Source organism: Frigidibacter sp. MR17.14 (assembly GCF_037095735.1).
In the GTDB taxonomy this organism is placed as follows: Bacteria; Pseudomonadota; Alphaproteobacteria; order Rhodobacterales; family Rhodobacteraceae; genus Frigidibacter.
In genome coordinates this window covers 31640-44338 of record NZ_JBAWKD010000007.1, presented here as the reverse complement: position 1 = coordinate 44338, position 12699 = coordinate 31640, and the positions used below count along the sequence as shown (strand labels likewise).

General features: G+C 68.8%; 10 protein-coding genes. 7 read left to right on the top strand and 3 right to left on the bottom strand.

The window, feature by feature from the left end:
* Nucleotides 1-19: 19 nt before the first annotated feature.
* The gene (locus tag V8J36_RS16560) at nt 20-775 is read left to right on the top strand and encodes a DeoR/GlpR family DNA-binding transcription regulator (RefSeq protein WP_336468429.1); all 756 of its coding nucleotides are present in this window, start codon (nt 20-22) and stop codon (nt 773-775) included.
* Here V8J36_RS16560 and V8J36_RS16555 read toward each other — a convergent pair whose 3' ends face one another.
* From V8J36_RS16555 to V8J36_RS16545, 3 genes are read right to left on the bottom strand one after another with little or no spacing between them, the layout of a single operon-like run.
* On the bottom strand, nt 776-2140 hold the full coding sequence (locus V8J36_RS16555; protein WP_336468428.1) for an FGGY family carbohydrate kinase: 1365 nt from the start codon (nt 2138-2140) through the stop codon (nt 776-778).
* Nucleotides 2137-3324, bottom strand: a complete 1188-nt coding sequence (locus V8J36_RS16550) for an NAD(P)/FAD-dependent oxidoreductase (RefSeq protein ID WP_336468427.1) — start codon at nt 3322-3324, stop codon at nt 2137-2139. Before V8J36_RS16550 ends, V8J36_RS16555 begins: the two co-directional genes overlap by 4 nt.
* Nucleotides 3321-4667 (bottom strand): NAD(P)/FAD-dependent oxidoreductase, encoded by a 1347-nt coding sequence (locus V8J36_RS16545; protein ID WP_336468426.1) that lies wholly within the window; start codon nt 4665-4667, stop codon nt 3321-3323. The genes V8J36_RS16550 and V8J36_RS16545 overlap by 4 nt, the downstream gene beginning before the upstream one ends.
* Nucleotides 4668-4901: 234 nt before the next feature.
* Between V8J36_RS16545 and V8J36_RS16540 the strand changes: the two genes are divergently transcribed.
* From V8J36_RS16540 to V8J36_RS16515, 6 genes are all read left to right on the top strand, one after another.
* Nucleotides 4902-6269 (top strand): aspartate aminotransferase family protein, encoded by a 1368-nt coding sequence (locus V8J36_RS16540; protein ID WP_336468425.1) that lies wholly within the window; start codon nt 4902-4904, stop codon nt 6267-6269.
* A gap of 219 nt (nt 6270-6488) precedes the next feature.
* Nucleotides 6489-8030 carry an ABC transporter substrate-binding protein gene (locus V8J36_RS16535; RefSeq protein ID WP_336468424.1) on the top strand — a complete coding sequence of 514 codons (1542 nt, stop codon included), beginning with the start codon at nt 6489-6491 and terminating at the stop codon, nt 8028-8030.
* A gap of 9 nt (nt 8031-8039) precedes the next feature.
* Nucleotides 8040-8993, top strand: coding sequence for an ABC transporter permease (locus V8J36_RS16530; protein ID WP_336468423.1), 954 nt, complete (start codon nt 8040-8042; stop codon nt 8991-8993).
* Nucleotides 8990-10888: a dipeptide/oligopeptide/nickel ABC transporter permease/ATP-binding protein gene (locus V8J36_RS16525; protein ID WP_336468422.1), complete on the top strand. Its 1899-nt coding sequence runs from the start codon at nt 8990-8992 to the stop codon at nt 10886-10888. The genes V8J36_RS16530 and V8J36_RS16525 overlap by 4 nt, the downstream gene beginning before the upstream one ends.
* Nucleotides 10885-11865, top strand: a complete 981-nt coding sequence (locus tag V8J36_RS16520; protein ID WP_336468421.1) for an ABC transporter ATP-binding protein — start codon at nt 10885-10887, stop codon at nt 11863-11865. Before V8J36_RS16525 ends, V8J36_RS16520 begins: the two co-directional genes overlap by 4 nt.
* Nucleotides 11862-12671: a creatininase family protein gene (locus V8J36_RS16515; RefSeq protein WP_336468420.1), complete on the top strand. Its 810-nt coding sequence runs from the start codon at nt 11862-11864 to the stop codon at nt 12669-12671. Before V8J36_RS16520 ends, V8J36_RS16515 begins: the two co-directional genes overlap by 4 nt.
* Nucleotides 12672-12699: the final 28 nt, after the last annotated feature.

Genomic DNA, 12699 nt, shown 5'->3' with positions numbered 1-12699 from the left:
AAAACCGAACCGAGGCCCGATGCATCCCCGCGACCGTCACGCCCGCATCGTCGAGATGCTCGACCGCTCTGGCAGCGTCAGCGTCGAGACGCTGGCCACCAGCCTCGACGCCTCGCGCGAGACGATCCGCAGGGATCTGGCCGCGCTCGACCGGCAGGGGCTGGTGCGCAAGATCCACGGCGGCGCCCGGCGGCTGGAGCAGATCCCGACCGAGATCGATTTCGACGCCCGGATGACCGAGAACGTGCCGGAGAAGCGCCGCATCGCGCAGGCGGCGGCGCGGCTGTTCAAGCATGGCGACGCGCTGTTCATGGACGCCGGGTCGACCACGATCTTCTTCGCGGAACACCTGTCGCAGCTGACCGGGCTGACGGTGATCACCAATTGCATGGGCGCGATCCGGCACCTGACCGGGGCGGGCACGCGGATCTTCCTGCTGGGCGGCGAATACGAGGTCGCGGGACAGGAGACGCTGGGTCCGCTGACCGAGGCCGACCTGCGCCGCTTCCGGGCCGAACATGTCGTGCTGACGGTGGGCGCGGTCCACGAGGGCGCGATCATGGACTACGACCTGCGCGAGGCGTCGCTGGCGCGGGCGATGCTGGCGCAGGCGCGCCATGTGACGGTGCTGGCCGATCATGCCAAGTTCGACCGCCCGGCGGTGTTCGAGGTCGCGCCCCTTGCCCGCGTCGACCGGCTGGTGACCGACCGCGCGCCGCCGCCACACCTGCGCGAGGCACTGCGCGCGGCAGGGGTCGAGGTGATCATCGCCTGATCAGCCCTTCGCGGCCGACACCAGCCCCTCGCGGGCGCGGGCGAAGCGCGCCAGCCGTTCGGGCTTCGGGTCGCAAGGGATGACGCGGCGCTGCTGGCCGGGCGGCGGCGGCGGGGCGCCGAGTGTCTCTGCCACCATCAGCGCAAGGCCGCGGGCGGTCTGCTCGACCTCTGCAGGCAGCAGCAGATCGCGGTCCAGCGCATCGGCCAGCACCTGCAGCAGGTAGGGATTGCGCGCGAGCCCGCCATCGACCGAGATCCGCGACAGGGGTTGTTGCGCGGCGACCGATGCCGCCGCCTCGGCTATGCGGAAGGCGATGCCTTCCAGCAGGGCCTGCATCATGTCGCGCGGCCCGGTATCGAGGGTCAGCCCCGACCAGCCCGCCCGCGCGTCGCGGTCCCAATGCGGGCAGCCGAGCCCCGCCAGCGCCGGTACGAAGGCAAGCCCGCGGTCGATCGCCGGGGCGGCGTCGAAGCTCGAGATCTCCGAATGCTCGCGGAAAAGGCCAAGTCCCCGCGCCCAGTTCACCGCCGCCGCTGCCGTGGTCACGCCCGCGTCGAGCGCGAAGGCCGGCGCCATGCCCGCCTTCGCCCAGGCAACCGTCGGCACCGGCCCCGCGCCGATCACCGGCCGGTCGGTGACCGCCAGCAGGAAGCCGCCCGTGCCCAGCGTGATCTTCGCCTCGCCCGCCCGCCGGCAGTCATGGCCATAAAGGGCGGCCTGCTGGTCGGTCAGGCTAGCCCGCAGCGCCCCGCTCAGATCGCCGGTCGAGGGTTCGATCGGCGGCAGCGCCCAGCGCGGGACGCCGAAGATCCGGCACAGCTCGTCATCCCAGTCGAGCGTCGCAAGGTTCATCAGCGAAGTGCGCGAGGCGGTGGTGGGATCGGTCGCGGCCCGGCCGAACAGCATCCGCCGGAACCAGGCATCGGTGGTGCCGAGCCGCAGGCGCGGGCCCAGCGCGCGCGCTTCGGGCCGCGCCGCGATCCAGCCCAGTTTCGCGGCCGAGAAATAGGGATCGAGCGGCAGGCCCGCCCGCGCCCTTACCTCTGCCGCGACCTCGCCCATCGCGGCCAGCGCGGGAGCGGTGCGCAGGTCCTGCCAGACGATGATCGGGCTGACCGGCTCACCCGTCGCATCATCCCAGCCCAGGCAGCTTTCGCCCTGGTTCGCGAGGCCGATCTCCGCCCCCGGCGTGGTGTCGAGCGCCGCGCGCAGGTTGCGCAGGATCTCGGCCGGGTCATGCTCCACCCGTCCCGGCGCAGGCAGGATCTGGCGATGTTCGGCGCCGAAACAGGGCACGAGGGTGTCGTCCTGAAGGCGTAGCGCCCGCGTGCTGGTGGTGCCCTGGTCGAGGACGAGGATCATGGCGTCTCCAGCGTCAGCGTCACGTCGCCCGCGGGCAGCGCCGCGAGGTCGAGGCCGAGCCGCCGTTCGGCCCGGGTGACGCAAGGCTGGCGGGAAGTGGCGGCGCCGGCAAGGGTCAGCCGGGTCGCGGGGCCGGTCGCGCGGAGCTGCAGGCGCGTCATCGCCGGACCGCCCGTGGGCGCGAGCCGCTGCGGGATCGCGTAGCGCAGGCCCGCGCCGGCATGGACGTGGCGCAGCGGCCCCTCGGGCAGGCGGCCGTCGAGGCTGGCCAGAAGGCTTTGGGCGGCGCGGCGACCCTCGGCCCAGCACCAGCCTGCGGTCTCGACCGGGTGCAGAAGGTTGCCGGTGGCGAAATAGGCGGGGTCCGAGCAGCGCCCGTACTGGTCGATGATCGGCGCGCCGGTGCGCGGGTCGGCCTCGAGGTGGCTGGTTGCGATCAGCGCCGATTCCGGGCGGAACCCGCCGGTCACGATCACGCCGTCGCAGGCGATCTCTTCCTCTTGCCCGCCGCCGGTCAATGTGACGCCGGTGACGTGCCTGCCGCCCGAGATCGCGGCAATGCGCCGGTCGAGGCGCAGGGGCACGCCCATCAGCCTTGGCAGCACCGCCGCGGGCCAGCGGGCGGTGACCGCGGACGAGGGTTCGATCATCGCGACCGGGCGGATGCCGGCGTGGTGACAGGTGAGCAGGGCCGAGAAGGCGACCATTTCGGTCCCGAGGATCACCGGCCGGCGGAAGGGTACGGCGCCCGAGAGATGCACGAGCCCCTGCAGCGCCCCGGTCGAAATCACGCCGCCGGGCTTGGTGCCGCCGATCAGCCGCGTGGCGCGGCTGGTCTCGCGCACGCCGGTCGCGATCAGCACGCGGTCGGCCTGCAGCGTCTCGATCCCATCGGGGGTCGACAAGGTCAGCGTGGCCCCGGGCAGCAGGGCCGTGACCGTCGTCTGGCAGCGGATCGTGACGCCCGCCGCCCGCGCCCGCGCGACGAGCCGCGCGGCGTAGGCCGGGCCGGTCAGGACCCGGCCGAATTCGCGCATCCCGAACGGCCGATGGCCACAGTGGCGGGGGATGCCGCCGGCCTCGGCCTCGCGGTCGAGAACGGTGACATCCTGCCCGCGGCGCGCAAGCTCTGTGGCGGCGGCAAGGCCCGCCGGTCCAGCACCGATGATCGCGATCCGGCTCATGGCGTCTCCGGCAGCATCGGTTGCGCCAGCCGGCCGCGGGTCACGCGGGCAAGCTCGGCCGAACAGTAGAAGCCCTGACAGCGCCCCATCGTCACCCGCGTGCGCCGTTTCAGCCCGGCGAGGCTGCGGGCCGGGAGCGGGCCGGTCAGCGCCGCCTCGACCTCGCGCCGCGTCACGCGTTCGCAATGACAGAGGATCCCGCCATTGCCGGGGCATTCCCAGTCGCGTGTTTCGGTCTCTGCCAGCATCGGCATCTGCGGCCAGCTCGGGTCGGGCAGGGGGGCGCGGGCGGGAAGCGCCTCGGCCACTTTGCGCGCGAGGCCGAGCGCGGCCGAGAGCCCGGTCGAGCGGATGCCGCCGACGCAGACGTAGTTAAGTGCGGGCTCGGTGCGGAAGCGATACTCGGGCCGTTCGGTCGCCGGACGCAGGCCGGCGTAAAGCGCCGTGATCTCGTGCCCCGCAAGCGCCGGCAGCAGCTCTTCGCCCTTGCGGCGCAGCGCGTGGAGCGTTTCTGGCACCAGTGCAGCGGTCTCGCGGTCGTCCTGTTCCTCGGCGGTCGGGCCGACCAGCAGGTTGCCGAAGGCGGTTCGGCAGATGACGACGCCCTTGGTGATCTCGTTCGGGACCGGCAGCAGGATGTGCCCGGCCAAGGCGGCGGCGGGCTTGTCGTAGAGGATGAACTGGCCCTTGCGTGGCTTGATCCGGAACTGGGCCGCACCGGTCAGCGCGGCGTCGAGCCGGTCGCCGAAAAGGCCGGCCGCGTTCACCACATGCGTGGCCTCGACCAGCCCCTGCGATGTGTGCAGCCGCCAGTGACCGTCGAAATGGCCGCCGGTGACGGTGCAGTCGAAGCGGGTCTGCGCCCCGTTCTCGACCGCCTGCCGCAGCCAGGCATGGGGCGCCGACCAGGGATCGACCAGATATTCCCGCGGCACCCGGAAGCCCGCCAGCAGATGCGGTGCCAAGGCGGGTTCCAATGCCCGCAGCGCGCCTGCGTCCAGCGGCTCAACATCCGTGACGCCGTTCTCTTCCGCCTTGGCGATCAGTTTTGGAAGCGCTGCGCGTTCCGCCTCGGTCCAGGCCAGCACCAGCGCGCCCGAGCGGATCAGCGGCAGGTTCATCCGCGCGTGGATCTCTTGGTATTCGGCATGACCGAGTGCCACGCACTCGGCCTCGAGCGTGCCGGGCGGGGCGTCGAAACCGGTATGCAGGATGGCGCTGTTGGCCTTCGAGGCCCCGTCGAGCGCATCGGCGGCCTTGTCCAACACCAGCACCGTCGCGCCTTCGAGCGTCAGCCGCCGCGCGATGGCGCAGCCGACAACCCCGGCCCCCACCACCGCCACGTCGAATCTCTGCCTTTGACCCATATCCTGCCCGAACCCACGAAAACCTGCTGCCAACTTTTGCAGCAAACTTTGACTCGGTCAATTACCGGTCCAATAATCGGGCACTATATGACCGAACGGGCATTGACGTGGTTGCGGATTCGCTGTTCGGTCTTGAAAGCGGGTCGCGGAGTCCGTCTACTCTGCCGCCACGGCTGTCCGGGCCGGATCCACATGCGAGAGACTGCGAAGATGTCCTACCTTCCGAACTCCCTTCAGGGCCGCGACCTGCGCTACCTGCTGCATCCCGTCACCAACGCCCGCGCCCATGAACGCAACGGCCCGCTGGTGATCGCGCGGGGCGAGGGCATCTTCGTCTACGACGACGCAGGCAAGGACTATATCGAGGGTCTGGCAGGGTTGTGGAGCGTGGGTCTCGGCTTTTCCGAGAAGCGGCTGGTCGATGCGGCCAAGCGCCAGCTCGACGTGCTGCCCTACATGCATCTCTTCGCCTCGAAATCGCAGCAGCCGGCGATCGAGCTGGCCGAAAAGCTGGTGCAGATGACGCCCGAAGGGCTCGACCGCGTGCATTTCACCAACTCGGGGTCGGAAGCGAACGACACCGTGGTGAAGATGGTGTGGTTCTACAACAACGCGATCGGGCGGCTCGAGAAGAAGAAGTTCATCGGCCGCCACAAGGGCTATCACGGCATCACCATCGCCGCGGGCTCGCTGACCGGGATCCCGGCGAACCACAAGGGGTTCGACCTGCCGCTGGATTTCGTGCGCCATGTCACTACGCCCCACCACTATCGTTTCGCCAACGAGGGCGAGACCGAGGAGCAGTTCTCGGACCGGCTCGCGGCCGAGCTGGAAGAGACGATCCTCGCCGAGGGTCCCGAAACGGTCGCGGCCTTCATCGGCGAGCCGCTGATGGGCGCGGGCGGCGTGCTGCCGCCGCCGAAGGGCTACTGGGAAAAAATCCAGGCGGTCTGCCGGAAATATGACGTGCTGATCGTCGCGGACGAGGTCATCAACGGCTTCGGGCGCACCGGCAAGATGTTCGCCTGCGAAACCTACGACATCAAGCCCGACATCCTCGTGGTGTCCAAGCAGATCACCTCGTCCTACCAGCCGCTGGCGGCAATCGTGTTCAGCGACAAGATCTACCAAGGCATCGCCGACGGGTCGGAATCTTTGGGCACCTTTGGGCACGGCTACACCACCTCGGGCCACCCGGTGGCGACGGCCGTGGGTCTCGAGAACCTGAAGATCATCGAAGAGCGCAACCTCGTCGAGAACGCCCGTCGCATGGGGCAAATCTTGCGCGACGGTCTGGCGAAATACGCCGATCATCCCTGCGTCGGCGAGATCCGCGGCGAAGGGTTGATCGCGGCCATCGAGTTCGTGCAGGACAAGGCCACCAAGGCGCCGTTCCTGCCCGCCGGCAAGGCCGCACAGGCGGTCGCCGCCGCGGCGCAGGCCAATGGCCTGATCCTGCGCGCGATCGGCGAGGCGATCTGCTTCTGCCCGCCGATGATCATCACCGAAGCCGAGATGCACGAGCTGCTCGCGCGCTTCGACCGCGCCATGGCCGAGGCCTTTGCCCCGGCGGACTGAGCGGCGGCGCCTTGGCGCGCGCCATTGGCCGAACATCGCCGGACACCCGGAACCCTGCGCTGTGCGCAGGGTTTTTTTCTTTTTTGATCATCAGATTAGCACAATGTATTCTATGGGTCATAAAGAAATTTTTGATTGGACCTCGTTCGCCTTCCGCGGTTTCCATGGCGCTCAGAGACGGGCCCAAGCCTGCGCACCCCCAACAGATCCGAGGACCTCATGACCGATTTCGACTTCTCGCTGTCGCGCCGCACCATGCTGATGGGACTCGGCGCCGGCATGGCCGCGCTGGCGCTTCCGGGGCGCTCGCAGGCGCAGGCCGCGGGCGGCGTGCTGCGCTTCGGCCTCTCGACCTTCCCGCCGAGCCTGAAGCCCTTCGACAACACCGGTGGCGCCGCGAACACCGTCAAGCTGTCGATCTTCCGCGGCCTGATGGGCTATGACGGCCAGGGCAACCTGATCCCCGAGGTTGCCGAGAGCTTCGCTTGGGAAGGCGACCGCACCATCACCTTCAAGCTGCGCGACAACGCTGTCTTCCACAACGGCGACCCCGTCACCGCGGCCGACGTGATCTATTCCTTCGGCGAGATCGTGAAGGAAGGCTCGACCGCCTTCCTCAAGGCCGACCTCGCGGTGATCGAGAAGATCGAGGCCGTGGACGACAAGACCGTGAAGATGACGCTGAAGACCCCGAACGCGGTCTTCCTGTCGCTCTTGGCCAACTACTGCTCGCCCGTCGTCTCGGCCAAGTCGACCGAGGCAGAGGTCATCGGCTGCGGCCCGTTCCAGCTGAAGGCGCAGGAAAAGGGCGTCTTTATCGAGGTCGCCAAGTTCGACAAGTTCTATGGCGAGGGCCAGCCCGGCACCGACGGCATCCGCTTCGTCGCCTATGCCGACGAGAACCTGCGCTATTCGGCGCTGGAGGCCGGCGACGTCGATGTCATCGAATACCTGCCCTGGACCCAGTTCGACACGGTCGAGAAGTCCGACACGCTGAAGATCTCGACCACCTCGGGCCCGTTCATGTTCCTGCTGTTCAACGTGGCCAAGGAAGGCCCGCTGCAGAACCCGAAGGTGCGCCAGGCCATCGGCTACGCGATCGAGCGTCAGGACGTGGTCGATGCCGCCTTCGCCGGCCGGGGGGTGCCGCTGTTCGGCCTGCCGAACCCGCAGGGTTCGAACATCCAGCTGTCGGATCCGGCGGCGGAATACAGCTATGACGTCGAGAAGGCCAAGGCGCTGCTGGCCGAGGCCGGCTATCCGAACGGCTTCGACTGCCGGCTGCTGGCGACCGCAACCTACGGGATGCATCAGGACACCGCCTCGGTCGTGCAGGCCTATCTGGGCATGATCGGCATCAACGTGACGCTGGACCTGCCCGACTGGGGCAGCCGCGTGACGATGGGCACCAACGGCCAGTATGACATCGCGGTGCACGGCACCTCGGGCACCTTCAACGACCCCGACGCGCTTTATTCGCTGCTCTATTCGGGCAACCCCTCATACCTGCAGTCCTACGGCTTCAAGAGCGAGCGGATCGACGGCCTGCTGCAGAAGGGCCGGGCCGAGATGGACCCGGAAAAGCGCAAGGCGATCTACCAGGAACTCTACACCGCCTATTACGAAGAGGCGCCGCAGATCCCGCTGAACTGGCGGACCCAGGCGTTCGGCATGTCGAAGAAGGTCGAGGGCTTCGGCACCCTGCCGGGCTTCCTGAACGGCTCGAGCGGCTTCGTTCTCGACGAAGCGAAACTGGCCTGAGGCGCGCGGATGGCTGGGTTCCTGCTGCGACGCGTCGCGGGCGCGGTGGCGATGCTTTTCGTCGTCGGCACGATCGTCTTCTCGCTTCTGGCGATCGTGCCGGGTGACCCGGCCGAGCTTCTTCTGTCGACCGGTGGCGGGGTCGCGACGCCCGAGGCGATTGCGAACCTGCGCACCCAGATGGGTCTCGACCAGCCCCTGATCGCGCAGTACCTGGGCTTCCTCTGGGACAGCCTGCGCTTCGACTTCGGCAGCTCGATCATCGACGGCTCGTCGATCGCGGCCAATATCGCCCTGCGCCTGCCCCGCACGCTGGAAATCATCGGCGCGGGCACGGTGCTGGCGCTGCTGGTCGCGATCCCGGCCGGCACCGCCGCGGGGCTGCGCGCCGGCGGCTGGTTCGATGTCGCGGCCTCGGGGCTGAACGCGCTCTTGACCTCGGTCCCCGGTTTCGTGGTCGGTACGCTCTTCATCTACTTCTTCGCCCAGACGCTGGGCTGGCTTCCGGCCGGCGGCTACGTGGCCTTCGCGCAGAACCCGGCGCAGCACCTGCAGATGCTGATCCTGCCGGCGGTGACCGTGGGGCTGCATCTGGCCACCATCATCTTCCGGATGACCCGCGCCAGCGTGCTCGAGATGCGCGGCCATGACTGGGTGCGCACCGCCATCGCCAAGGGTCTGACCCGCCGGCTGGTGATCCGCCGCCATGTGCTGAAGAACGCGCTCGGGCCGGTCATCACCGTGGTGGGGATGCAGCTTGGGATCCTGCTCGGCTCCACGGTTCTTGTCGAATTCGTCTACAACTGGCCGGGCCTCTCGGGCCTGCTGGTCGGCGCGGTCGAACAGCGCGACTACCCGACGGTGCGCGCCGTGATCCTGACGGTGGCCGCGATCTTCATCGCCATCAACCTGGTGATCGACATCCTCTATTCGCTGATCGACCCGAGGATCCGCCTGCAATGAGCCTCGTGTCCCGCTTCCCCCGCAAGATGATCCTGCCCAGCCTGCTCTTGGCCGCGCTGATCGTCATTCCCTTCGCAGCCCCCCTCATCACCGATGCCGACCCGGTCAAGATCTCGGTCCGCGACCGGCTGGCGAGCCCCAGTACCGCGCATTGGCTGGGCCAGGACGAGTTCGGCCGAGACCGGCTGGCGCGCGTCCTCTACGGCGGACAGGTCTCGCTGATGGTGGCCTTCGTCGCCACCTCGATCGCCTGCGTCGTGGGCACGCTCTTCGGCCTGATCGGCGCCTATTTCCGCGGTCCGTTCCAGTTCGTCACCACCCGGCTCTCGGACGTGGTGCTGTGCTTCCCGCCGATCCTGCTGGCGCTTCTGGTCGTCACGCTTTTCGGGCCGGGCACCGGCACGCTGGTTTCGGTGCTGTCGATCCTCTACTTCCCCGCCTTCGCCCGGATCTCGTTCTCCGAGGCGCTGCGCGTCTCGGCGCTGGACTTCGTCGAGGCCTCGCGCGCCCTTGGCACGCCGTCGCGCAAGATCGTGATGAACACGATCCTGCCGAACATCGCGGGTCCGGTCTCGGTCCAGTATTCGCTGACCGCCGCCGCGGCGATCACCATCGAAAGCGGGCTGTCCTTCCTGGGGCTGGGCGTCGTGCCGCCCGCGCCCAGCTGGGGCCAGATGATCCGCGGCGCGCGCCAGTTCATGAATCAGGACCCGCTCGGGATCATCATTCCCTGCGTGGCGCTGACGCTGACCATCTACGCGATCAACTTCTTCTGCGACCGGCTGCGCGACACGCTCGACCCCAAGGGCAGCGGCGCGGGCAAGGACGCGACCTCGGTCCCGTCGAGCGACGGTGCGGCGCTGGCCGCCGCCCCCGACACCGTGGCCGAGATCCGCAACCTGCGGCTGGAAATCCCCCGCCCCGCCGGCGCCGTCCCGGTGATCGAGGAGGTCAGCCTGACCCTGCGCGCCAACCAGTGCACGGCGCTGGTGGGCGAGTCCGGCTCGGGCAAGTCGCTGTCGTCGCTGGCGCTGATGGGCCTTCTGCCCGATGCGATCCGGCAGGCGGGCGGCAGCCTGTCGCTGCGCCGGAAGTCGGGCGAGATGGTCGATCTGGGCAAGCTTGGGCCGAAACAGCTGGAAGGGCTGCGCGGCAATGACGTGGCGATGATCTTCCAGGAACCGATGACCTCGCTGAACCCGGTCCACAAGGTCGGAGCGCAGATGGTCGAGGCGATCCTCGCCCATCGCAAGATGACCCGGGACGAGGCCCGCGCGCTGGCGATCCGCCTGCTGACGCTGGTCGGCATCAACGAGCCAGAGCGGCGCTTCGACGGCTACCCGCACGAGATGTCGGGCGGCATGCGCCAGCGGGTGATGATCGCCATGGCGCTGACCTGCGAGCCGCGGCTGCTGATCTGCGACGAACCGACGACCGCGCTCGACGTCACGATCCAGGCCGAGATCATCGAACTTCTGCAGCGCCTGCGCCACGACTATGCCGATGGGCTGAGCCTGCTGTTCATCAGCCACAACCTCGGCGTCGTGGCCGAGATCGCCGACCGCGTCGCGGTGATGTACGCGGGCCAGGTGGTCGAGGAGGGCCCCGCGACCGAGGTCCTGACCGCGCCGCGCCACCCCTATACCAAGGCGCTGCTGCACTCGATGCCCTCGTCGCATGAGGAATTGCACTCGGCCCGCGGCGACCGGCTACAGGCCGTCGACGGCGCGCCGCCCCTGCCGGAACGTCGCCCCTCGGGCTGCAGCTTCCGCGACCGCTGCCCGATCGCGACCGCGGCCTGTGCCGCGACCCGCCCGCCGCTGCTGGCATTGCCCGGCGCCGATCACCAGGTCCGCTGCCACTATGCGCAGGACCCCGAGCGGGAGGCCGCATGATGGAGACGCTTCTCGAGGTTCAGGGCCTGAACAAGAGCTATCCGGTCGGCCGCAGCGGCCTGTTCGGCAAGCGCATGATGCAGGTGCTGCGCGATGTCTCGCTCAGCGTCGCGCCCGGCGAGGTCCTGGGGCTGGTGGGTGAAAGCGGTTCGGGCAAGAGCACGATCGGCAAGGCGGTGCTGCGGCTGATCGACAGCGAAAGCCGCGGCATGCGTTTCCAGGGCCAGGAGCTGAAGGGGATCGCCCCCGAAAAGCTGCGGGCGCTGCGCAAGGACATGCAGATCATCTTCCAGGATCCCTACGCCAGCCTCGATCCCAGGAAGACGATCCGCGCCACCCTGTCCGAGGCGCTGGACACCCATGGCCTGCACACCGGCCCCGCGCGCGGGCCGCGGCTTCTGGCGCTGATGGAGATGGTCGGGCTGAACCCCAGTTTCCTCGACCGCCGCCCGCACGAGTTCTCGGGCGGCCAGCGCCAGCGCATCGGCATCGCCCGCGCGCTGGCGGTCGAGCCGAAGTTCATCGTCTGCGATGAGGCCGTCTCGGCGCTCGACGTGTCGATCCAGGCGCAGGTGCTGAACCTGTTGGCCGACCTGCGTCAGAGCCAGGGCATCTCGCTGCTGTTCATCAGTCACGACCTGTCCGTGGTCCGCTTCATCTCGGACCGGATCATGGTGCTGTATCTGGGCCGGGTGATGGAGGTCGGCCCCGCCGACGCCGTCCACTTCACCCCGCGCCACCCCTACACCGCCGCGCTGGTCTCGGCCGAGCCGAGCCTGCGCCACGAAAGCCGCCGGATCCGGCTGGAGGGGGACATTCCCTCGCCGCTCAATCCACCCACGGGCTGCGTGTTCCGCACCCGCTGCCCCTACGCGCTGCCGGCCTGTGCCGCGGCCGTCCCCGAGCTCAGGCCCGCCGGCGAAGGCCGGATGACCGCCTGCATCCGCGATGACATCCTGCAAGAGAATGCCCCATGACCGACAAGCTTAAGATGGCCGAGCTGACCAGCGAGGAAGCCCGCCAGTACCTGAACAAGGACGCCGTGATCCTGCTGCCGATGGGCTCGCTGGAAGATCAGGGCACCCATGCGCCGATGGGCGACTATCTGGGCGCCGAATGCGTGGCGCTGGACATCGCCCGCGCCGCCCGCGCGGAAGGCGTGCCGACCTTCGTCGCGCCCCCGATCCCGTTCGGCGGCTCGGACTACTTCGGCTCGTCCCATGGCGGCATCGCGATCAGCCAGCCGACGCTGACCGCGCTGATCGACGACATGCTGGCCAGCCTTGCGCGCCACGGCCTGACCAAGATCCTGATCATCAACGGCCACGGCGGCAACGTCACCGCGATCAACGAGGTCACCCAGAAATACCGCAAGTCGCACGGGATGCTCGTCTTCTCGATGTATCTCTGGCAGATTTCGTACGAGCTTCTGAAAGAGATCCTCGGGCCGCAGGCGGCCGCGGCCTCGTCCGGTCACGGCGGTGATCCGCTGACCTCGATCGGCCTGCACTACTATCCGGATATCCTGCGCATGGACCTGAAGCAGGCCCCGCCGAAGGGCCAGAAGTTCATGGGCATGGACGTGGCCGGCTTCGCCGCGATCAAATACGACGGTGCCCGCATCACCGGCCCGATCGAGGCGCTGGAAACCGCGCCGCACGGCACCTGGGGCGGCGATCCGGTGCATTGCTCGGCCGAAACCGGCAAGGCGCTGTCCGAGCGTCTGACCAAGATCGGCGCGGGCTTCATCCGCGACCACGTCGCGAAAGGCTTTCCGGGCTGAGGTTGCCCCGGCGGGCGCGGCCTGACCC

Excerpts from the sequence above, each read along its gene's own strand:
- V8J36_RS16550 (WP_336468427.1), bottom strand. The coding sequence starts at position 3,324 with ATGAGCCGGATCGCGATCATCGGTGCTGGACCGGCGGGCCTTGCCGCC.
- V8J36_RS16520 (WP_336468421.1), top strand. The coding sequence starts at position 10,885 with ATGATGGAGACGCTTCTCGAGGTTCAGGGCCTGAACAAGAGCTATCCG.
- V8J36_RS16555 (WP_336468428.1), bottom strand. The coding sequence starts at position 2,140 with ATGATCCTCGTCCTCGACCAGGGCACCACCAGCACGCGGGCGCTACGC.
- V8J36_RS16540 (WP_336468425.1), top strand. The coding sequence starts at position 4,902 with ATGTCCTACCTTCCGAACTCCCTTCAGGGCCGCGACCTGCGCTACCTG.
- V8J36_RS16560 (WP_336468429.1), top strand. The coding sequence starts at position 20 with ATGCATCCCCGCGACCGTCACGCCCGCATCGTCGAGATGCTCGACCGC.
- V8J36_RS16530 (WP_336468423.1), top strand. The coding sequence starts at position 8,040 with ATGGCTGGGTTCCTGCTGCGACGCGTCGCGGGCGCGGTGGCGATGCTT.
- V8J36_RS16515 (WP_336468420.1), top strand. The coding sequence starts at position 11,862 with ATGACCGACAAGCTTAAGATGGCCGAGCTGACCAGCGAGGAAGCCCGC.
- V8J36_RS16535 (WP_336468424.1), top strand. The coding sequence starts at position 6,489 with ATGACCGATTTCGACTTCTCGCTGTCGCGCCGCACCATGCTGATGGGA.
- V8J36_RS16525 (WP_336468422.1), top strand. The coding sequence starts at position 8,990 with ATGAGCCTCGTGTCCCGCTTCCCCCGCAAGATGATCCTGCCCAGCCTG.